At 33.0% G+C, this 21,642-nt stretch carries 19 protein-coding genes and 1 pseudogene; 16 read left to right on the forward strand and 4 right to left on the reverse strand.

Annotated elements, in window-relative coordinates:
- Positions 1–127 precede the first annotated feature (127 nt).
- The 11 genes and pseudogenes from J3U00_RS01780 to celB all read left to right on the forward strand — a co-directional run bounded on the left by J3U00_RS01780 (position 128) and on the right by celB (position 14,492).
- Complete coding sequence (locus J3U00_RS01780; RefSeq protein WP_267331318.1) at positions 128–4,561, forward strand: autotransporter outer membrane beta-barrel domain-containing protein; 4,434 nt, start codon at positions 128–130, stop codon at positions 4,559–4,561.
- Between the two features lie 204 nt (positions 4,562–4,765).
- The gene (sstT, locus tag J3U00_RS01785) at positions 4,766–5,998 is read left to right on the forward strand and encodes a serine/threonine transporter SstT (protein ID WP_065563085.1); all 1,233 of its coding nucleotides are present in this window, start codon (positions 4,766–4,768) and stop codon (positions 5,996–5,998) included.
- A 157-nt stretch (positions 5,999–6,155) separates the two neighbouring features.
- Entirely contained in the window at positions 6,156–7,151 is a 996-nt protein-coding gene (locus J3U00_RS01790) for an MDR family oxidoreductase (protein ID WP_267331319.1), read from the forward strand.
- A gap of 420 nt (positions 7,152–7,571) precedes the next feature.
- Positions 7,572–7,799 (forward strand): ChaB family protein, encoded by a 228-nt coding sequence (locus J3U00_RS01795; RefSeq protein ID WP_065563083.1) that lies wholly within the window; start codon positions 7,572–7,574, stop codon positions 7,797–7,799.
- Positions 7,800–7,921: 122 nt separating this feature from the next.
- Positions 7,922–8,206: pseudogene (locus J3U00_RS11615) on the forward strand (YciI family protein).
- 164 nt (positions 8,207–8,370) lie between these two features.
- Positions 8,371–9,801 (forward strand): 6-phospho-beta-glucosidase, encoded by a 1,431-nt coding sequence (locus J3U00_RS01805; RefSeq protein ID WP_267331320.1) that lies wholly within the window; start codon positions 8,371–8,373, stop codon positions 9,799–9,801.
- A 25-nt stretch (positions 9,802–9,826) separates the two neighbouring features.
- The gene (locus tag J3U00_RS01810; RefSeq protein WP_065563107.1) at positions 9,827–10,144 is read left to right on the forward strand and encodes a PTS cellobiose transporter subunit IIB; all 318 of its coding nucleotides are present in this window, start codon (positions 9,827–9,829) and stop codon (positions 10,142–10,144) included.
- 133 nt (positions 10,145–10,277) lie between these two features.
- Positions 10,278–12,275, forward strand: coding sequence for a BglG family transcription antiterminator (locus J3U00_RS01815; RefSeq protein WP_267331321.1), 1,998 nt, complete (start codon positions 10,278–10,280; stop codon positions 12,273–12,275).
- Positions 12,276–12,277: 2 nt separating this feature from the next.
- Positions 12,278–12,619, forward strand: coding sequence for a PTS cellobiose transporter subunit IIA (locus J3U00_RS01820; protein WP_065563080.1), 342 nt, complete (start codon positions 12,278–12,280; stop codon positions 12,617–12,619).
- 11 nt (positions 12,620–12,630) lie between these two features.
- Entirely contained in the window at positions 12,631–13,128 is a 498-nt protein-coding gene (locus tag J3U00_RS01825) for a hypothetical protein (protein ID WP_065563079.1), read from the forward strand.
- Positions 13,129–13,142: 14 nt separating this feature from the next.
- The gene (gene celB, locus J3U00_RS01830; protein WP_267331322.1) at positions 13,143–14,492 is read left to right on the forward strand and encodes a PTS cellobiose transporter subunit IIC; all 1,350 of its coding nucleotides are present in this window, start codon (positions 13,143–13,145) and stop codon (positions 14,490–14,492) included.
- 118 nt (positions 14,493–14,610) lie between these two features.
- Here celB and rplI read toward each other — a convergent pair whose 3' ends face one another.
- Genes rplI through rpsF form a run of 4 tightly spaced genes read right to left on the reverse strand, consistent with a single transcriptional unit; the run spans position 14,611 to position 15,993 of the window.
- Positions 14,611–15,060: a 50S ribosomal protein L9 gene (gene rplI, locus J3U00_RS01835; RefSeq protein WP_065563077.1), complete on the reverse strand. Its 450-nt coding sequence runs from the start codon at positions 15,058–15,060 to the stop codon at positions 14,611–14,613.
- A 22-nt stretch (positions 15,061–15,082) separates the two neighbouring features.
- Positions 15,083–15,310: a 30S ribosomal protein S18 gene (gene rpsR / locus J3U00_RS01840; RefSeq protein WP_025314965.1), complete on the reverse strand. Its 228-nt coding sequence runs from the start codon at positions 15,308–15,310 to the stop codon at positions 15,083–15,085.
- A gap of 4 nt (positions 15,311–15,314) precedes the next feature.
- The gene (priB, locus tag J3U00_RS01845; RefSeq protein WP_267331323.1) at positions 15,315–15,626 is read right to left on the reverse strand and encodes a primosomal replication protein N; all 312 of its coding nucleotides are present in this window, start codon (positions 15,624–15,626) and stop codon (positions 15,315–15,317) included.
- Positions 15,610–15,993, reverse strand: a complete 384-nt coding sequence (gene rpsF / locus J3U00_RS01850) for a 30S ribosomal protein S6 (RefSeq protein ID WP_034882519.1) — start codon at positions 15,991–15,993, stop codon at positions 15,610–15,612. The genes priB and rpsF overlap by 17 nt, the downstream gene beginning before the upstream one ends.
- A 358-nt stretch (positions 15,994–16,351) precedes the next feature.
- Between rpsF and hinT the strand changes: the two genes are divergently transcribed.
- The 5 genes from hinT to J3U00_RS01875 all read left to right on the forward strand — a co-directional run bounded on the left by hinT (position 16,352) and on the right by J3U00_RS01875 (position 21,621).
- The gene (gene hinT, locus J3U00_RS01855) at positions 16,352–16,699 is read left to right on the forward strand and encodes a purine nucleoside phosphoramidase (protein ID WP_267331324.1); all 348 of its coding nucleotides are present in this window, start codon (positions 16,352–16,354) and stop codon (positions 16,697–16,699) included.
- Between the two features lie 5 nt (positions 16,700–16,704).
- Positions 16,705–17,310: a penicillin-binding protein activator LpoB gene (locus J3U00_RS01860; RefSeq protein WP_267331325.1), complete on the forward strand. Its 606-nt coding sequence runs from the start codon at positions 16,705–16,707 to the stop codon at positions 17,308–17,310.
- Positions 17,310–18,356, forward strand: coding sequence for a beta-N-acetylhexosaminidase (gene nagZ / locus J3U00_RS01865; RefSeq protein ID WP_267331326.1), 1,047 nt, complete (start codon positions 17,310–17,312; stop codon positions 18,354–18,356). The genes J3U00_RS01860 and nagZ overlap by 1 nt, the downstream gene beginning before the upstream one ends.
- A complete protein-coding gene (locus J3U00_RS01870; RefSeq protein ID WP_267331327.1) occupies positions 18,337–19,578 on the forward strand; it encodes a sigma 54-interacting transcriptional regulator in 1,242 nt (413 codons plus the stop codon). Before nagZ ends, J3U00_RS01870 begins: the two co-directional genes overlap by 20 nt.
- Before the next feature lie 648 nt (positions 19,579–20,226).
- On the forward strand, positions 20,227–21,621 hold the full coding sequence (locus tag J3U00_RS01875; protein WP_267331328.1) for a hypothetical protein: 1,395 nt from the start codon (positions 20,227–20,229) through the stop codon (positions 21,619–21,621).
- The last annotated feature ends 21 nt before the right edge of the window (positions 21,622–21,642 follow it).

The following is a 21,642-nucleotide window of genomic DNA, read 5'->3' on the forward strand; positions in this document are numbered from 1 at the left end:
AAAATAAATTCAGTATTTATTTTGAAATGTAAGGATCACATTATTCAAGAGTTTCATTAATTAAGTTTTTCATGTTTTTAAATTAAAAATTGGATTATAACCAATAAAAGATTTAGTGAGATAAAATATGAATAAAATAAATAAGTTAATTTGGAATTCACAATATGCTGTTGGCAATTCAAGGAAAGGAAAATTTAAAGGTAAAGCATTTCTAATCAAATTTATTACTACAACAAGCATAACTTTAGCAATGACAAATCCAAGCTTTGCTCAGTGTATTACTAGCGATCCAAATAATCAGGCTTGTACCGGTGATGTAAATAATCCTAACGGTAATGGGTATGAAAATACAAATTCTTCTGATATTTTCTCTTTTGTTCAATCTGATGGCTCTATTACAGGTAGTAAAAATGGGGTAGAAATTAATTACCATGGCAATGGTATTTTGAGCATCAATACATTAGCGAAAGTATTTGGTAACGGAGGGGATGGAATTAATGCTCAAAATAGTAGCAATTCACAAGATATCAAAATAACACAATTAGTGAGTGGTGAAACGAGAGGGAGTAAATCGGGCATTGAGGCTACTAATAACGGTAAAGGGTTAACCATTATTAATACAGCTGGAATAATCGCTGGTAATCAAGATAACGGTATATCTGTGCTCAATGGGACTCAATCTACCGATTTAACGATTAATCAATCAAGAGGCAGTATTGAAGGGCATAATCGTGGGATAAGTGCTGAAAATCAAGGTAATGGTATCTCTGAAATCATTGTTTCCGGTAATGTGAATGGATTGAGTAGTGAAGGTATATTTGTAAAAAATAGCACTAATAGCAAGAATATTACAATTAATCAATATGATGGCAGTACGGTTAGCGGGCAAAGTTATGGTTTGGCCGCTTATAATAATGGTAAGGAACAAACTGATATCACCATTGCTGGTTATGTTGAAGGCCGTAATAATGATGCAATTTATTCAGAGTCGTCAAGTACAACATCAGATGTCTTTTTAACGCAAATGGCTGATTCTCAAATTAAAGGTCATAATAACGGTATTAATATTCTTAATAATGGTAATGGATTTAGTGATTTAATCATTTCTGGTTCGGTAACAGGTGAGCAAATTGATGGTATTGTTGCTAAAAATCTTTCAGATACATCAACTGCTATGTATTTAAGACAGTTAGGCGGTAGTATTTATGGTCATGTGAATGGTGTGAATTTATTGAATAATGGTAATGGTGATACCACTATCTCAACTAAAAATAATATTCAGGGTGATCAACAAGATGGTATTGTAGTTGTAAATGGAACTAGTTCTAGTAATATAAAATTAAATCAGATATCAGGTACGATTAAAGGTCATAATAATGGCATAAATATCACTAATAATGGTAAAAAGTCGACGATCATTTCAACTTCTGGTGTTGTTGAAGGTGCTCAAAACGATGGAATTAGGGCAATCAATAACAATTCGACAACCTCTAATATGAGCGTTATTCAGTCAAATGGCACAATTCATGGAAATCTTAATGGCATAAATGTAACGAATAATGGGCAGGGCTATACGTCAATTCAAACAGCTAAAAATATTATTGGTGATCAAAATGATGGTATTGTGGTTACTAACGGTAATACATCAAGTGATTTAACGATAATCCAATCAGCAGGTAGTATTGCTGGCAAACTTCGTGGCATTAATTTAACCAATAATGGAAAAGGGAATACAAATGTTAATCTTAGTGGCTCAGTAACAGGCGATATTAATGAAGGCGTTGTAGTTCAAAATGGTACACAATCAAGTCACTTAAATTTAATTCAGATAGCAGGAAAAATCAAAGGTTTATTAAATGCGGTTAATTTAGTTAACAATGGTGTCGGTTCAACAAGTGTAAAAACTTCAGGCGATTTAGAGAGTGTTCAACAACATGGTTTGTTAGTTTTAAATAATAGTACAGCCAATAATCTTAATATTGATCAATTTGGAGGTACGATTACAGGTAATTATAATGGACTTAATGTAACCAATAAAGGAAGTGGGACGACTGAAATAAAAATTGCAGGTAAGGTTTTTGGTAATAATTCTGATGGCATTTTTGTGCTTAATGATGTTGCGGCACAGAACTTAATTGTTTCTTTGAACGACTCAGGTTTTGTTAAGGGCCATAATAAAGGGCTCAATTTAACAAATAAAGGAAATGGCGAAACAAAAATTTTCTTAAATGGCAACATTGAAGCTGATCAAGATGATGCTATTTATGCTATAAATGAAAATAATGCTACTAACTTGACTGTTCAACAATTAGTAACCAGTAGTCTTAATGGTTTAAGAAATGGCATAGAATTAGAGAATACAGGATCTGGTTCTACAATTATTACTACTTATGGAACGGTTAGTGGTGAACAACAAGCTGGTATAGTTATTAATAATCGAGGTACAAGCACTGATGTTAATGTTAAACAAAATTCTGGAACAATTTTTGGTAAAAATAATGGAATAACAATCAATAACAGTGGTACTGGCTCAACGGTTATTGATATCTATGATACGGTTTATGCGAATGGGACCGATGTAAACAATAATTTAGATGCGGGTATCTATACAACAGGTAAATCAGACACAACAACTAATATTAACCTTAATGATGGTGCTAATGTTTATTCTGTTCTTGGTACAGCAATAAGAAATGATGTGACCAATTCTATTGTTAATTTAAATAGTGGTTCTAAAGTAAGTGGTAAAATATTGCTAGGAACAGGTGATGATACGCTTAATATCAATCAAGGCTCTGATATTTCAGATTTAACCATGATTGATGGTGGACGTAAAAATATTCGAGCTAGTTCATCGAATGAAATGGATGTTCTTAATTTTAGTACCCATCTAGTTGGATCTTCTGATTCAGTAGGTATTCGTGGTGATGTAGCGATTCTTAACTGGGAAAATATCAATGTTGGTTCAAACGGAAGGTTATCATTAACTGGTAACTTAAATACCGATAAGCTTACTCTAAATTCAAATGCTATTTTAGATTTTGTTCCAAGGATACATCAAGCTTCGGTAAGTGGCGATGTTTATAATAGTGGTACTATTGCGCTGAATAATAATTTTACTGGAGATCATCTAACTATAACCGGTAATTATATTGGTAATAATGGTCAGCTTTTGCTTGATACAGTATTGCAAGATAGTAGTAGCTCAACTGATAAGTTGTTTATTGGAGGGAATGCTTCCGGAAATACATTGGTTAAAATAACCAATATTGGTGGATTAGGTGCAGATACTGGCAAAACGAATGGTATTGAAATTGTCAATGTTAATGGTGTAAGTTCGAACGATGCATTTAATTTAGAAGGATCACATTTAGATGTGGGCGCTTATGAATACTATTTACATAAAGGCGATATTAATCAACAAAATAATAACTGGTACTTACGTTCTAGTAAACCTACTGAACCAACTAATCCAACTAATCCAACGAATCCAACGAATCCAACTAATCCAACAAACCCAACAAACCCAACAAACCCAACAAACCCAACAAACCCAACAAACCCAACAAACCCAGAGCAACCTGTTAATCCAGTGTCTCCGAATAAGGTTGCTTATCGTAAAGAAGTACCAATGTTTGCTGGGGTAGCGGCACAATTACGTCAGGCTGATTTAATTATGCAAGCAAATATGCATCAACGTATTGGTAATACTTTACTACCAGACTCAGAAATTAGTTGGGGACGAATAATCGCTGAGCGCACAGATATAAAACAAAATGGTATAGCTGATACACATAGCAAAGGAAATTATACTGGTTTCCAAATAGGTAGCGATATCTGGAAAAAAGAAGATAGCTATTGGCGTGCAGGTGGTTACTTCGGTTATTTACATGGTAGTTTAGATGTTGATGGTTTTGCCAGCAGTATGAAAGGATATGTAGGAAAAAATCGCTCAAATAGTTATTTCTTAGGTCTCTATGGCAACTATATGGATGAGAATGGGGCTTACTTAGATTTGGTGTTCCAAGGGGGGCGTCATAAAGTAGACATTAAACCAAATTATAATAAAAATAGTAAACAAAAAGGAATAGGGTTAAGTGCTTCCGCGGAAGTCGGTAAACCATTTGATTTAAATTATTATGATTGGCGAATTGAACATCAGTTTCAAATTATTCACCAATGGATGAATCTTAATAATAGTCATATAAGTGGTAATACCACCGTCAAACAAAGTCATAATGATTCATGGCTTTTCCGAGTGGGTGCTAGACTTGAAAATCATTTTCAGTCAGAGTTAGGAACATTCCACCCTTATACTCGTTTAAATTTATACTATTCGCCCGATGGTTCAGATCGTATAAGATTTGATTGTTCCAGAGCCTCAACTAAATTTAATAGTGGTGCTGGTTATACAAGTACGGAATTGGCTATTGGTGGTAGTTATGAATTTAATAATCAAGTTAGTGCTTATACTGAGATTGGTCATACTTGGTCCAATAGTGGAGATGCAAACGTTAAGTCGCCAATTAATGGCTCTTTAGGAATAAGAGCTAATTGGTAACACGAGTAATAAACTAAGTTGTTTATCTTCCTGACCGATACTTTTAATAGAAAGTATCGGTTTTTTTCTTTATTCATTTAAAATAATTAATCTTAATAATTAATCTAAGTTATATAAAAAATAGTTATCATAATAATTTTTTTATAGTTTTAAGATTTATTTATGGTAATGTTTTTGCATTGTTTTGTTATATAAGGAAGTTCCATGACTCATTCAACCAATCCTTTGGTGCGTTTTTATTTTAAAGTAGGGCTTATTCCTCAAATTGTTTTGGGTTTGCTCTTAGGTATAACATTAGCAGCAATTTCTAAAGACGTTGCGTTAAATATGTCTTTTATTGGCTCGCTTTTTATTAATGCCTTAAAATCAGTCGCGCCAATTTTGGTACTTATTTTAGTTATTGCGTCAATATCTAATCACCAACGTGGTAAACGCGCTAATATGGGTAAACTTTTTGCCCTATATTTTTCGGGAATGATGTTGGCCGCTTTGTTAGCAACTATTGCTAGTTTCATCTTCCCTTCTGATATTTCATTAGGTGATGCTGCTGATCAGAGTAAATTAACACCTCCAGGTAGTATTATTGAAGTATTAAAAACTCTGCTAAATAAAATGATAGACAATCCAGTTAATGCGCTTGTTAATGCTAACTATATTGGGCTCATTGTTTGGGGAGTCGGAATTGGGATTGCATTAAGACACTCAAGTGAAACAACCAAAACGATGATGAGCGATCTTTCTTTAGCAATTTCATTCATTGTAAAAATCATTATTCGTTTTGCTCCATTAGGGGTTTTTGGTTTGGTTGCTTCAACACTTGCAGAAACAGGATTTGGTGAATTACTTAAGTATGCTCATCTATTAGTTGTATTAGTGTCTTGTATGTTAATTGTGGCATTGATTATTAATCCATTATTAGCTTATATTGTAATGCGTAAAAATCCGTATCCATTGGTTTTTACCTCATTAAAAGATAGTGCTATTCCTGCTTTCTTTACTCGTAGCTCAGCAGCAAATATTCCAGTTAATATCGAAATTTGTAAAAAATTAAAAATGGATGAAGATACTTATTCTGTCGCTGTACCACTGGGAGCAGCAATTAATATGTCAGGAGCGGCAATTACTATCACTATTTTAACGTTAGCTACCGTAAATTCTTTGCATATAGACGTTGATATTCTTTCTGCAGTATTACTTTGTATTGTGACGAGTATATGCGCTTGTGGTGCATCAGGAATCGCAGGTGGTTCATTACTGCTTATTCCTGTCGCTTGTAGTATGTTTGGAATACCTAACGAAATTTCAGCTAAAGTCATTGGTATCGGTATAGCTATTGGTGTTATTCAAGATTCGGTTGAAACTGCGCTTAATTCATCAAGTGATGTTGTATTTATTGGTGCAGTATCAGAAAAAGTAAATCGTGGAAAAACTAGATAATGATATCTTAATCTTAAGTTAACCAATATTTATTATTAAGCCTGATAACTATCAGGCTTTTAAATTAATTGAATAGTGCTTTTACTCATCAAATTATTGCATTTGGTTATTTGACTATTTATTATGATTTTATTGCTGTAGGTATTAAGGAATTATCATGTCATTCAACGCCATTATTTTAGAAAAAGATGAGATTAATGGGTTTTCACATTCATTAAAAACCATCACTAAACAACAGTTGCTGCAACAACAGGGTGATACTCTAGTTCAAATTCACTATTCAAGCATCAATTATAAAGATGCATTAGCGTTAACTAATAAAAGTCCTGTTGTTAGGCAATGGCCTATGGTGCCGGGTATTGATGGTGTCGGTACAGTTATTGAATCTAGCAGTGATCGTTATCAAGCTGGTGATACTGTTATTTTAAATGGTTGGGGATGTGGTGAAACCCATTGGGGGTGTCTGGCGCAATATGCTTACTTAAAATCAGATTGGTTAATTCCATTACCCCAAAATATCACATCCTATCAATCGATGATTATTGGCACCGCTGGATATACTGCTGCATTGTGTGTAAAACGTATTGTTGATTTTGGGATAAAACCACAAAGCGGAACAGTACTGGTGACAGGGGCGAGTGGCGGAGTTGGCTCAGTTGCGGTAGCTTTATTAAGCAAATTGGGTTATCAAGTTACTGCATCAACAGGTAAATTAACTGACAAAGAATATTTAAACAAACTTGGTGCAAGCAATATTATTGATAGTAAACAGTTGAAAGAGGCTGGTAAACCTTTACAAAAAGAACAGTGGTCAGCCGTTGTCGATGTGGTTGGTTCTCATACCTTAGCTAATGTATGTGCCCAAACTCAGTATGGTGGCATTGTAGCTTGTTGTGGGCTAGCACAAGGAATGGATTTCCCGGCAACTGTCGCACCTTTTATTTTGCGCGGGGTAACATTGGCAGGTATCGACAGCGTAATGGCAAGTTATGATAATCGTATTGCCGCATGGAACTTATTAGCTCAGTATTTAGATGATAAAATTTTGTCTCATATAGGCAATACTATTCGTTTAGACGAGTGTGTTGATACTGCGCATAACATGATAGCAGGCAAAACAAAAGGTCGTTTTGTGGTAGATGTGAACAAATAAAATAACTTTATATTGAATTTCATACAGATTTTTGCTGTTTTATTGAACGCAATTCATTTTTTATTTAGATTTGTTGGTTTTCTATGATTAGCAAAATCGTCACCTATGCAAGTAGCTAAATTATTTACTGTCAAGTAGTTAGCTACTTTGCATGTGTTGGTCATTTTCAACTATTCAATTGGATAGTTTTGTTAATTACACTAAAGGTTAGCTATTTGGATCTTATTTTTAGCCAAAATACCGCAATGGTGAGCTAGCTGATAAAAGAAAAAATAGGTTGATTAATCAAAGCAAATTAAAACTTGTATTCTTGCCAAAAAGAGACTAAATTTTAAACGTATTTTGATTTTGTAGCAGCTTTAACTTTTACCGTTTTTAAATTTTCATTCATGTATGACTAATTTATTGAGGAAATGTTATATGCCATATCAAACACGAGATGATTTACCCGAATCTGTACGCCATGTTTTACCCGAACATGCTCAAGATATTTTTAAAGAAGCTTTTAACAATGCCATAAAAGAGTACCAAGATCCCAAAAAAAGACGAGATAAAAGTTCGCCAGAGCAAATCGCATTTAGAGTGGCGTGGTCAGCTGTAGAAAAGGTTTACCGCAAAAATGAAAATGGTCAATGGGAACGCAAGTAAAAACTCAATACTATAAATGCTATCAAGTCCACAACTAAGTTATTATAGATATGGGTTTATTATCAATATGTATAGTCAATAAAAACTAGCTATTAAGCTGGTTTTTTATATGGAGAATTATTATGTTTATATTCACCCTCACTTATATTAAACCCATTAGTGAAGTTGAAAAATTTTTACAGCAGCATATCGATTACCTTGAAGATAATTATCGATAGGGACATTTTATTGCTTCAGGCCGAAAAGTGCCACTTACTGGCGGTGTGATACTTTGCCGTGCTGAGAATAAAGAACAAGCATTAACTATAATGCAAAAAGATCCGTTTTATATTCAGCAAATTGCCCAGTACGATATTATCGAATTTGTACCGTCCAAATATGCCGCTGGTTTTGAACAATTTATTTAGTTAATGATCACGGTAAGCGCAATTTTATTTTTTTAATCATCACGCTTTTACATCTATTTTCTTTGCGTATATTTTCCTGATCAATACGGAAAAAGTTGGTTAGTAATTCAAATTTTTTCCTTTTATACTGTATTTAATCTCTCATTTAATACAGGTATTTGATCATGAATAATAAAGGTTTACCAAAAGATTTTTTATGGGGTGGTGCGGTTGCTGCTCATCAATTAGAGGGTGCTTGGCAAGCTGGTGGTAAGGGGCCTAGTGTTGCCGATGTGATGACTGTTGGATCGCCTAAAAGTTATCGAAAAATTACCGAAGGAATCATTCCTGGTGAGTATTATCCTAATCACGAGGCTATCGACTTTTATCATCATTATAAAGATGATATTAAACTCTTCGCTGAAATGGGGTTTAAATGTTTTCGAACTTCGATTGCTTGGACTCGAATCTTCCCGAAAGGTGATGAGCTTGCACCAAATGAAGAAGGGTTGAAGTTTTATGATGATCTTTTCGATGAATGTTTAAAATATAATATTGAGCCGGTTGTTACCCTTTCGCACTTTGAATTACCTTATTATCTAGTTACCGAATATGGTGGCTTCCGTAATCGTAAATTAATTGATTTCTTTGTTCGCTTTGCTGAGGTCTGTTTTGATCGTTATAAAAATAAAGTGAAATATTGGATGACCTTTAATGAGATCAATAACCAAGCTAATTTTAATGAAGATTTTGCGCCTTTCACTAACTCAGGTATTTATTACAAAGCAGGTGATAACAGAGAAGAAATCATGTATCAAGCTGCACATTATGAATTAGTTGCAAGCGCAAAAGCGGTGCAAATAGGTCATGCTATCAATCCTGATTTTCAAATTGGTTGTATGATTGCTGTTGTGCCAATCTATCCGGAAACCTGTAAACCAGGTGATATCTTAATGGCTCAAAAAGTCATGGAACGTAAGTATTTCTTTACTGATGTTCATGTTCATGGTCAATATCCTAATCATATTATCAAATACTGGCAACGCAAAGGCTTTAAATTAGACGTGACAAGCCAAGATCTCGAAGTATTAGAAAACGGTACAGTCGATTACATTGGTTTTAGTTATTACATGTCTAATGCGATTAGAAAAAAATCAGATAACTATGAATATAATGAAAAAACCGATTTAATTGGTAATCAATACGTTAAAAAATCTGATTGGGGGTGGCAGATCGATCCGGAAGGTTTGCGCTATACATTAAATTGGCTAACTGATATGTATCATTTACCGCTTTTCATTGTGGAAAATGGATTTGGTGCATATGATAAAGTTGAAGCTGATGGAAGTATTCATGATAGTTATCGTATTGAATATCTTCGAGAACATATTAAACAAATGAAGTTAGCGGTTGAAGAAGATGGTGTAGATTTGATGGGATATACTCCATGGGGTTGTATTGATTTAGTGTCAGCTGGAACCGGTGAAATGGAAAAACGTTACGGCTTTATTTATGTTGATAAAGACAATAAAGGTAATGGAACCTTAAAACGTAGCCGTAAAGATTCATTTACTTGGTATAAAAAAGTCATTGAGTCAAATGGTGAAACCTTATAACGATTTAAATTCATTAGGAGAAGTTATGAAAAAAGCGTTAATTATTTGTGCAGCTGGTATGTCATCATCGCTTATGGCCAAAAAGGTAACTGAATTTTTTGCTAGTAAAAATGTACCTATTGAACTTGATGCGGTATCTGCAACTGAAGGTAGTAATAAAATTAAAAATAGTGATTTTTCACTGTTTTTAATTAGTCCGCAAACAATGATGATGTTTGATAAATTAAAAGCATTAGGTGATGAAGTGGGTAAACCTGTTGTAAGTATTCCTTTTCAGGCTTATATTCCAATTCAATCTGGTATTGAACAACTAGCTAAATTAGTTGAGGACAATATTAATTAATTTTAGGCAAATCTGAGTTCTACCGTTCTTGATGCGATTGTTTAGTTTAATAATCGCATCATAGAAGTAGCTTATATTTTAATGACTTGATCTTTTAGGATAATTCTCATTAATAGTTAAGGTATAGTAGATAATGATAAAACAAAAACAACGAGAACTTATTAGTTTATTGATTCGTTCTAAAAATGGATTTAAAAGTAGTCAAGAACTCGCGGAGGAATTATCGTTATCAGATCGTACTGTACGTACCTATCTTAAAGATTTAAAAACATTAATAGAACGCAATGGCGGTAATATAGTTAGTAAACAAGGCTATGGTTTTCAACTTGAAATATTAGATCGAACTGTATTTAATTTATTTTTGATTGAATATCATTTATTAGATAAAAATATTGAGAAATCCCAATGCCGGGAGGCAAGTGAACGAAAGCACTATATCCTTAATTTATTATTACTTGAAAGCCAAAAAATTGATGTTGAAGCATTATCTGAACAGCTATTTATTAGCTCATCCCAATTGAATAAAGATATTGCGGAAATTAAGTCCCAATTACAACCTTATGAACTCACGCTTAAAAAAAGCCATTCTTTAATTTATGTTGATGGTGAAGAAAAAGCTAAACGTCATTTTATTATGAGTTACTTTTTTCATGAGGATTCAATCAATTTTTTACACCATTTATCCTATTTTAATCAAGCATGTGAAGCAATTAGCTTTGATACCTTAACTATCATTATTTTAGATGAGTGTCGTGAAGCGAATATCAAATTATCTGATGTAATGATTCAAAATATAGTCTTACATTTGTCGTTAAGTATTAAACGTTTGCAGTCGGGTCTTACAATCCAAAATCTTGATTTACTTGTTTCAGCTGATTCAGCTATTGAATATCAAGTTGCTAATCGAATCATTGCTCGTATTGAATCAATAATTGGTTTTCATTTTCCTAAAGAAGAGCAGATGTACCTTACGCTACATTTGATGAGTAAATCAAATTTAATCCAAAACGATCTTGATGATGAACTTGGCTCTTTATTAACTAATTTACTTTTAAAAATAGAACAAGAAACAGGCTATCCTTTTTGGCATGATGAACAGTTGAAAAATGGGTTAATTCAGCATTTAAAACCAATGCTTGTGCGTTTAGCGCAGAATATAAAATTAGAAAATCCTTTAATAGATGAAATTAAAAGCCAATATGGTGAAGTTTTTGGATTAGTTAAACACTATTTCAATCAATTACCTAATTTAAATAAATATAATGTTATTGATGATGAGTGGGGGTATTTAGCACTTCATTTTCTGGCATCACTGGAAAAATTAAAAAATGAACAGAAAGCTAAAGTATTAATTATCTGCGCAACGGGGCTTGGTAGTGCACAATTACTTAAAAATCGAGTAGAAAGTGAATTTGATGAGCGAGTAAAAATTATAGCAACACGTGGTTATTATGAAATAGAACAAGGGATGTTAAATGATATCGATTTTATTATTTCTTCTGTCGATTTATCATCCAAAGTATTTAAAGTACCAGTATTTCATGTTTCTGTATTTTTTTGTGAGGAAGATGTTCAAGCAATTCGCCGATATCTTTCTCATAGACAAACCCCCAATTCATTACCCAAAAATTTCTTTGATGATAAAAAACAGAATCATTCAATATATATAGCTCAAGTATTTGATGAAATTGCTGCTGATTATTTTTACTTGTGTCCCAATAAACCATCTAAACAAGCCGTGTTGGATCATTTGCTTAATTTATTATCTATCAATGAATCAAAGAACTTTAAGCAAGAGATGAAAAAACAGATGGAAAAAAGGATGGCGTTAGGTGAAATAATCTTTAGTCCAACCATAGTGGTTCCTCATCCAGCTATTCCAGTCGGTAAGATAGCCAAAATAGCGATTGCTGTTATTCCTCAAGGTGTGAGTTGGGATATAAATTATCAAGATGTTAAGTTTATTTTTATGATTTCTCCATCAATATACCAAAATTCCAACTTAGCTATGATGACCAAAGCGATTGTCAATTTAATTGATGATTTAGCTATGCAAGATGCAATGTTAAAAATTACCGATTTTAATCAATTCAAATCTTACTTTATCCAATTAATTGAAAAAGGAGCGTAGCAATGACTGACATAATGAGCTCGGAGGATATTCAAATTACTGCTTTCAATATTATTTTGCATAGTGGTAATGCCAAAACCAAAATTCACCTTGCATTTAAAGCGATGAGAGAGGCTAATTTCGAACAAGCAACGCAGTTACTTGAAGAAGCCAATCATGAGATTTTAGAAGCACATAAATCTCAAACTGAATTGCTTCAATCTTATGCAAGTGGCACTAAAATTGAGATGGAAATCATTATGGTTCATGCTCAAGATCATTTGATGACGACAATGACATTGAGAGAAATTGCTATTGAGATGTCCCATCTATATCAACAAACATATAAGTTATCAAATCAATAAAGAGGTTTGAGATGAATACACCACTAGAAAGCCAACTTAAATTACATAAAAAAGTTAGTTTGACTAACCTCTATTTTAATCGCTTTTTAGCGGTTCGTTATGCTACAGCATTTTTTTTGTTTATAAATCTCTATTGGGCAGTTTTTTTGATGGGAAGTTTATCTATAGCTATCGTGCTACCTATTATGCTCATAATACTTGCTACGCTAACCAGTTTTGAGCAAATTAAACTTTATCGAAATCATAAAAACCATCTACGCTATGCAAGTTTATTTTATCAAATAATGTTGATATCTATCATTGCGTTAATTGTTTCGATATTCACTCCATTATTTCACTTTTTCTTTCCATTCTTAAAAAATTCACAAGAGGCTATAAACATACTATTGGGAATAATGTTAACAAGTTTAGTTTTTACTATTCTTATATTAATAAAATTGAAAAAAATCGAACGTAATGAGGATAAACATTTTAAAAGAATTCAAGCTTATCAAGAAATCATTAATTAAATGAGGAAAACAAAATGAATACCGGATTTGTGTTGCTACAAAAATATCTAATGACTCCGATGGCTAAAATATCGCAGTTTAAGATTGTAAGGGCAGTAATGGCAGCGGGGATGGCATCAGTTCCTTTTTGTATCGTTGGGTCGATGTTTTTAGTATTTAATACATTACCAATGACATTTACTGGATTAGAAACTCTTTTCCAAAATACCATTTTCAAAGTAAGCGATCTTTATATGATTGCGAACACTGCGACAATGGGAATATTGGCGCTTTATTTTAACATTGTAGTTGGTTATGAATTAACCAAAATTGAGGAAGAAGAAACCGGTTTAAAAGTGAATGCGCTTAATGGTGCTATGTTATCAGTATTTGCTTTTGTTATGACTTTACCGGAATTAGTTCTACAAAATGGTTCTATGGTATTGCTTAGTGACCAAAGTGAAGTCTTCAATGGATTACGATTACAACCATTTGTTTTCCGATTAGGTACTTCGGGTATTTTTATTGCAATAGTAATGGCTATTGTGGCAACTCAACTTTATTTCCTCTGTGTACGTCGTAACTGGGTGGTTAAAATGCCTGAAACCGTTCCATTAGGTGTATCACGCTCATTTACTGCACTAATTCCAACCTTTGTTATTGCTTTTACAGTTATTATTTTAAACGGTATTTTAATTTTCTTTGGTACTGATATTTTCGATATTATTGGTGTTCCATTTACCTTTGTAACCAATTTGACTAAAAGCTGGCTTGGTATTATGGTAATTTTATTTTTAATTCATGCGCTTTGGGTTGTCGGTATTCATGGTGCAAGTATCATTGGTGCTTTTATAACACCAATAATGCTGGCTAATATGAATGAAAACGTTGGTGGTGCTCATATTCCATTTGCGGGAGAGTTTAACAATTCTTTGGTTATTTTAGGTGGTTCAGGTTCTACACTTCTTATGACATTCTTTATTGCTTTTTGTGCTAAGTCGAGTCAATTGAAAATTTTAGGTCGAGCCTCAGCAGTTCCTGCAATCTTTAATATCAATGAGCCAATTATTTTTGGTATGCCGATAGTTTATAACCCATATCTTGCCATACCATTTTTATTAGCGCCAATGGCTTGTGGTACTTTAGGTTATTTTGCTATAAGTAGTGGTTTTATGAATCCTATTATTGCGCTAGTGCCTTGGCCATCACCAATGGGATTAGGGGCATTTATTGGTACCGGTGGTGATTATCGTGCTATGTTTGTTGCGATACTTTCAGCAATATTAGCTTTGGTGATTTATTTGCCGTTTGTCAAAATGTATGACAATAAACTTTATAAAGAAGAACAAGTAAAATTAGAAACAGAAGTTCAAACTGAAGAATAAGTCACAAAATCGTTTAATGAATTATTCTTGTTAAGGTAGTAATAGATAGAAAAAATAAATTGATATAATAAAAAACCCGTTATAGTAAACGGGTTTTTTTATTGCTATTATCTGATGATTATTCAGGAATAATCTCAACAATAATTTTAGCAAAAGCTTCGCTATGCACTTGGAATAACACTTCGTGTTCACCAGTAGTACGTAATACACCATTTGGCAGGCGAACTTCGCTTTTTGATACTTGAATACCACGAGCTTTAACTGCATCAGCGATATCACGAGTACCAATTGAACCGAATAGACGACCTTCATCACCCGCTTTAGAAGTAATAGTTACTTTACCTAATGCATTGATTTCAGATACGCGCTCTTCTGCGGCTTTTAACGTTTCTGCTAGTTTTGCTTCTAATTCAGCACGACGCGCTTCAAAGAATTCAATATTCTTTTTAGTCGCAGGTACTGCTTTACCTTGTGGAATTAAAAAGTTACGAGCATAACCCGCTTTAACATTAACTTGATCACCTAAGCTGCCTAAATTAGCAACTTTATCGAGTAGAATAATTTGCATTATATGTTCCCTCTGTTGCTAATTACTGATGGTTGTCAGTGTATGGTAATAATGCCAAGTAACGAGCGCGTTTGATAGCGCGAGCTAATTGACGTTGATATTTTGCGCTAGTACCAGTGATACGGCTTGGTACAATTTTACCACTTTCTGTGATATAGCTTTTTAATAAAGAAACATCTTTATAATCAATTTCTTTAACGCCTTCTGCTGTAAAACGGCAGAATTTGCGACGACGGAAATAACGTGCCATTTGGCTATTCTCCTAATAGTTTAATTTGGTCAGCATGTAAAACTAATTGACTGGTTTTATCTCGTTTAGTATGTGTGCTGATAAAGCCACTTACTAATACTTTGCTGCCTTTTTTAATACTGCAACTTAACTCTTGTTGTCCACTGACAATAACTGGCATTGTGCACCATGCTTGTCTTGGGAATCCTGCTTCGATTTGTTCAGAAACGTGTTCTAAATAAAACTGGCAGTGTAAAATCCCACTGGGACTCATTTTTTTTATCGGGGTTTTGGTAACCAAACCCGACAAAACTAAACGATTATTCTTCTGAATCATCGTCCATGTTTACATCGCTATAATCTTCTTCTGAACTACGACGTTCATCTTTAGCTTTTAGCATAGGTGATGTTTCAGTTACAGCGTGTTTTGTGCGCATAATTAAACTGCGAATTACTGCATCATTGAAACGGAAGTTATCTTCAAGTTCATTGACTGCTTCTTGAGTAGCTTCTACATTCATTAACACATAGTGTGCTTTATGCAGTTTTTCGATAGGATAGGCTAATTGGCGACGACCCCAATCTTCTAAACGATGGATTTTTCCACCATCAGTGGTTAATGTACCAGTATAACGTTCAATCATACCAGGTACTTGTTCACTTTGATCTGGGTGAACCATAAATACAATTTCGTAATGACGCATTATCGCTCCCTACGGATTAATCAGCTTTCTGTCGGGGCAACCGCAACCCATTGAAAGCAAGGAACATGAAAATTAAGCGGTTGAAATCGACGGCGCATTATATATCAAATTAATCTCTTTAACAAATGAATAAGTTATAAAAATACGATTTGGCTATTTACGAGCAAAATATAGTCTTAATCATCAAAAAAACGGCTACTAGCTCCCTCAAAAACCCCGTTCCTCAACTTTTTTTATCAAAATATGAAGCGTAAATATAAAAATGTAACGATATCTATACATTTTTGTCATTAAAGTATGCTATTCTTAACAGAATAAAAATTTAAAATTAATAGCTATTTTTTTAGGGAGTGTTTATATGGCTGAAGAAACCATTTTTAGTAAGATTATTCGCCGTGAAATTCCTTCTGATATCGTCTTTCAAGATGATAAAGTTACTGCATTTCGAGATATTTCGCCTCAAGCTCCTACACATATCTTAATTATTCCCAATAAATTGATTCCAACCATAAATCATATAGAAGCGTCTGATGAAGCTTTGCTTGGTCATATGGTGGTAGTGGCAGCTAAAATTGCCAAGCAGGAAGGTATTGATGAAAGTGGTTACCGTTTAATTATGAATTGTAATAAGGATGCGGGACAAGAAGTCTTTCATATTCATATGCATTTATTGGGCGGTAAAAATTTAGGGCAATTAATAGGTTAACTTATATGAAACAGTTTAAACGTACCGCAGTAATTAGTATGCTGGCTTTAAGCTTGGCTGGTTGTCAACTTTTAGGTTCTAACCAAAAAACTGAAGTTAAAGCCCCAATTGAAACACCGAGTGATCCAGGTGTAGTAGATACGCCTCCAAAGATTGCAAAGACAATTGATTGGAATACAATTTTATCACCACTTGTAAATAAAATAATGCAATCTTCATCCTCAATTGAAGGCGATAAAGTTTTGTTGATTAGTGATATTCAAAATCGCAGTGGTGATTATTTAGCAACAAATCAGGTTGATGAAACGTTACATAGCTTAATGAATAAACAAAATCTTTTTACTGTCGCTGATAGGCAATCTATCAACCGAGCCAAACAAGCATTAGGTATTTCGGCTGATGATAAACTTGTATCACGAAGCAAAATGATAGGCTTAGCAAAATCAATGAATGCTGGATATGTGCTTTTTACTACACTTTATAAATCTCCATCAGAAAATGATAATGCAAACCTTTCTATGGAGTTACTTTCAACGCAAACTGGTGAAATTTTACAACGGGTAACATCAAAAGATGTGCCATCGGATAATGTTCAAGGGGCTGTGGAGTAATGGGGCCTTTATTGATTGATGTGCAAGGAACATCGTTAACTAATGATGATGTAAAGCTTTTACAAAATCCGTTGGTTGCAGGTATCATCTTATTTAGTCGTAATTACGAAGATCCAGAACAATTAACTGAACTTATTAAACAGATTCGTGCTACCACATCTGAACGTTTATTAATTTCGGTCGATCATGAGGGGGGGCGAGTTCAACGCTTTAAAAAAGGTTTTACCCATATTCCTCCTGCTCAATCATTCGCATTGTTTAATGATATCGAACAGGCTAAATCATTGGCCTTCGATGCTGGCTGGTTGTTGGCTATAGAATTGATTGCCTACGATATCGATCTTAGTTATGCGCCGGTATTAGATTTAGGCCATGAGTGTTTAGCAATAGGTAGTCGATCCTTTCATTCAGATATCAATATTGCTTATCAAATTGCATCATCTATGATTGATGGTATGCATTGTGCAGGGATGAAAACAACGGGTAAACATTTTCCCGGTCATGGTCATGTGATTGCTGATTCTCATAAAGAAACACCAATTGATCATCGCTCTAAAGCACTTATTGAAAATGATATGCAGATCTTTGCAAAATTGATCGCAGAAAAGAAACTTGATGCCATTATGCCCGCTCATGTCATTTATCCTGAATTTAATGATAAACCAGCCAGCGGATCAGCATTTTGGCTTAAAACTGTATTACGTGAACAATTACATTTTAATGGCATTATATTTTCGGATGATTTATCAATGGAAGGTGCAGCGATTTTAGGTAATCATGCTCAACGAGCAGAAGCTGCACTTAATGCTGGTTGTGATTTATTATTGGCATGTAATAACCGCAATGGCACATTAGCTATTTTAGATGCGTTGACTAATTTAAATAAAAAACAATCATTACTAACTGATAAAGCAAAACAGTTATTGACGACAACTAAAATCAATTGTGTTGACTTAATTAATAGCCATGAGTGGCAAGTTCGTCATAACAATTTAATGAAGTTAAATGAAAAGTGGGAAAATTATAATGCAAGCAGCCATCATTGAAATCGATAATAATTCAAAACTGTTGGCTTATAATAATGTAGCAAAAGCGCTATTTTATGTTAATTCATTGAATTTAAATCAAAAATTTGATTATCAAAATGTATTTAATTTGGATGCCGCATTCAATTTAGCTCAGCATGATGATGCTATTATTGTTTTAAATTCGCAGTATTTTTTATTGCAAAAAGTCCGAGAATCATTCAAAATTACTTTTGTTTTACAACCGGTTGAATATTTAAAAAGACGACTATCAAAAATCAATGTTGTTGGCAGTCATGCTTTTGATATTTTCGCCGTTCAAAGTCAAGCTATGCAAAAGTTGATTGCTCAAGCTAAAGCATTTTCGGTGCAACGAGAACCATTACTAATCACTGGTGAAACTGGGACTGGTAAAGATTTATTAGCTAGCGCATGTCACCAATATAGCCCTAGGGGTGATAAAGCTTTTTTAGGTTTAAATTGTGCAGCAATGCCCGATGATGTTGTTGAAAGTGAACTTTATGGACATGCAGCAGGCGCTTATCCTGGAGCAGTTGAAAGTAAAAAAGGTTTTTTTGAGCAAGCAAATGGTGGTTCTGTATTACTTGATGGCATTGATGAGATGTCATTCCAAATGCAAACCAAATTATTACGTTTTATTAATGATGGATATTTTCGAAGAGTAGGTGACGATAACGAAGTTTACGTTGATGTTAGAATCATCTGTGCGACTAAAGTTGATTTAGCTGAGTTAGTGGAACAAGGAAAGTTTAGGAAAGATCTTTATTATCGCTTGAATGTATTGTCTTTAAATTTACCTTCACTAAAAGAGCGCAAGGATGACATAGAACCACTTACTCATATTTTCATTGATGAATTTGCTAATAAGCAAGGTATTACCCCGCCAAAAGTGAGTCAGGATGTCATTCCTTACTTAACGCAATACTCTTGGCCTGGCAATGTAAGACAGCTTAAAAATGTACTTTATTCCGCATTATCTCAATTGACATCATCACAATTAACAGTAAAAGATATTGTTCTACCTACGATAACTTCGACCCAAGTTTCTTGGATCAATGATATCGAAAATAAAACACTTGATGAAATGACCAAACAATTCGAAAAAGAAGTTTTAAAAAGCTTGTATACCGAATATCCAAGCTCTAGAAAACTCGCAAAAAGATTGGGTGTATCGCATACTGCGATTGCTAATAAGCTTAGGGATTATGGGGTGGGTAAATAGATATAATTAAAGATTTATTTAAATTCAATTATCTATATTGACTAAATATATTATTTGAATTTGAAGCTTTACAAAAATAAGTATATTGAAACGAGATAGGAAATTTAAATAGATATCCTTAGCAAGGAAATTATAGGAGTTTTATTTATCCTATATTATTATTGCTTTCTACCTGCCTTATTGTCGAAAAAACAATGATTCCATTAATGTTAAAAGGTGATGCAAAAGAAGAAAAAACTTGCCGTATCAGATTAATTTATAGTAAATAATTATATTAATAAATGATTCAATATCTATGGCTCAACCAGTGTTCAATATATAATAAGAAAAGCCATCAGTAAAGATAATGGGAATTATTACATTGTATCTTATTTATTATGTGGAGATTTTACCTAATTACATTAAGGGTAGCATTAATTTTGCTAATTTGAAAATCATAAAGTATATCATTGAAATGTCAATTCCAAGCCATTTATAAATTAATATATACTAATTGATTGAATATCTAATAATTAAAATTATTTTTAGTTATGATTGTTTTATTTTTCATACAGTAAATACATTAGCTTTAAATATGGAAAGTTAATTTATTGGTAATTAAAGTAGGGCTAAAAATTTATGTTAAAAGTATTGATATGTACTAATCATATGGCAAGTATTGGTGGTTCAGAAATAATTGCATTAGAAGTTGCAGAATGCTTTAAAAAAAATAATTATTTAGTTGATATTGTGGCAAATTATATAGGCTCTCCTGTAATGGATATTGCCAAAGATTCGGATATCAATTTATTCACATCCGATGAATTACCAAATCCATTCAATTATGATATTGTTTGGTCTCAACATCAGGTATTACCCATTCTCGTCAACCAACATATTGAAAGTTTTAATAATAAAACTTTCTTTGTGTTTGCACATTTATCTCCTTATGAACATTTAGAAACTTTTGGATTATATACAGAAAGATTATTAGCCAATAAAATATTCTTTAATAGCGAAGAAACTTATACTCATTTAAGTAAATTTGGGGTTCCTACTAATATTTGTGAAGTTTTCTACAACGCAGCGCCATCAGATTTTTTTTGCGAGAAAGATTCTAAAAATAAACAATTAAGAAATATACTTTTGGTTAGTAATCATCCGCCACAAGAGATGCTAGATGCACTAGAAATTTTAAAAAATGAACATGGATTAAACATAATAAATATCGGTGTAAGAGGAAATGTAAGGAGATTGACATCGAAAATGGTTAAGGATGCTGATGCTGTTATTACAATAGGAAAAACAGTCCAATATGCTATTGTTAGTAACACTCCTGTTTACTGCTATGACCATTTTGGTGGAGTAGGATGGATATTGGTCGAAAATTATAAAATGGCAGAACAATTTAATTATTCTGGAAGATGTTGTTTAAGACGAATATCAGCGAGGGAAATTGTTGAAGAAATAATCAATTATTTTCCAAAAGCTAAATGTGATGTATCAAAAATCAAGAGTGAGATTTTAGAAAAATATAGTTTAGATAAATATATTACTAATGTAATCAATCATTCTAAAAGAGATATTTCAGAAAAAACTTTAAATTTAGAGGATCGTCAAAAGATAAAATCGGAATCAGAAATCGTAAAATCTATTAAGCAATATTATAATGCATACAATAGTTTATTATTAGAGTTTAGGCGACTATCTCATGATAATAATGAGTTAATCTATAAAAATGCAGAGCTAAATTCTAAAAATAATGTCACACTAGCAAACTACAATGTTCAAAACTTAAAGCATCAAGAACTTTTAATGAAACTTCAAGGAATATATGATAATGAAGCATCATTATCGCAGGGTGAATCTATTTCAAGAGTAATTAGTCTATTAATTGAAGAGTACAATAATCTGTTATTGAAAAATCAGCTTAATTTAGATCATTATAATCAATTGGTTAATTCATACAATAAATTAGAAATACGATACCAGAAATATAAAAATACATTTTTTAAAAAACTAGCACGAAAAATTAAAAGGCTTTATAACAAAAATGTGGATTAAATTTATTATGTAAAAAAAAAC

The sequence above is a fragment of the Gilliamella sp. B3127 genome (genome assembly GCF_026536935.1).
GTDB classification, from domain to species: Bacteria; Pseudomonadota; Gammaproteobacteria; order Enterobacterales; family Orbaceae; genus Gilliamella; species Gilliamella apicola_E.

Bases quoted from the DNA above. Each gene is read 5' to 3' on its own strand.
- sstT (WP_065563085.1), top strand. From the start codon at position 4,766: ATGACTCATTCAACCAATCCTTTGGTGCGTTTTTATTTTAAAGTAGGG.
- J3U00_RS01860 (WP_267331325.1), top strand. From the start codon at position 16,705: ATGAAACAGTTTAAACGTACCGCAGTAATTAGTATGCTGGCTTTAAGC.
- hinT (WP_267331324.1), top strand. From the start codon at position 16,352: ATGGCTGAAGAAACCATTTTTAGTAAGATTATTCGCCGTGAAATTCCT.
- rpsF (WP_034882519.1), bottom strand. From the start codon at position 15,993: ATGCGTCATTACGAAATTGTATTTATGGTTCACCCAGATCAAAGTGAA.
- J3U00_RS01875 (WP_267331328.1), top strand. From the start codon at position 20,227: ATGGCAAGTATTGGTGGTTCAGAAATAATTGCATTAGAAGTTGCAGAA.
- J3U00_RS01790 (WP_267331319.1), top strand. From the start codon at position 6,156: ATGTCATTCAACGCCATTATTTTAGAAAAAGATGAGATTAATGGGTTT.
- J3U00_RS01870 (WP_267331327.1), top strand. From the start codon at position 18,337: ATGCAAGCAGCCATCATTGAAATCGATAATAATTCAAAACTGTTGGCT.
- J3U00_RS01825 (WP_065563079.1), top strand. From the start codon at position 12,631: ATGAATACACCACTAGAAAGCCAACTTAAATTACATAAAAAAGTTAGT.
- J3U00_RS01805 (WP_267331320.1), top strand. From the start codon at position 8,371: ATGAATAATAAAGGTTTACCAAAAGATTTTTTATGGGGTGGTGCGGTT.
- rplI (WP_065563077.1), bottom strand. From the start codon at position 15,060: ATGCAAATTATTCTACTCGATAAAGTTGCTAATTTAGGCAGCTTAGGT.
- J3U00_RS01815 (WP_267331321.1), top strand. From the start codon at position 10,278: ATGATAAAACAAAAACAACGAGAACTTATTAGTTTATTGATTCGTTCT.
- J3U00_RS01780 (WP_267331318.1), top strand. From the start codon at position 128: ATGAATAAAATAAATAAGTTAATTTGGAATTCACAATATGCTGTTGGC.
- celB (WP_267331322.1), top strand. From the start codon at position 13,143: ATGAATACCGGATTTGTGTTGCTACAAAAATATCTAATGACTCCGATG.
- rpsR (WP_025314965.1), bottom strand. From the start codon at position 15,310: ATGGCACGTTATTTCCGTCGTCGCAAATTCTGCCGTTTTACAGCAGAA.
- priB (WP_267331323.1), bottom strand. From the start codon at position 15,626: ATGATTCAGAAGAATAATCGTTTAGTTTTGTCGGGTTTGGTTACCAAA.
- J3U00_RS01820 (WP_065563080.1), top strand. From the start codon at position 12,278: ATGACTGACATAATGAGCTCGGAGGATATTCAAATTACTGCTTTCAAT.
- J3U00_RS01810 (WP_065563107.1), top strand. From the start codon at position 9,827: ATGAAAAAAGCGTTAATTATTTGTGCAGCTGGTATGTCATCATCGCTT.
- J3U00_RS01795 (WP_065563083.1), top strand. From the start codon at position 7,572: ATGCCATATCAAACACGAGATGATTTACCCGAATCTGTACGCCATGTT.
- nagZ (WP_267331326.1), top strand. From the start codon at position 17,310: ATGGGGCCTTTATTGATTGATGTGCAAGGAACATCGTTAACTAATGAT.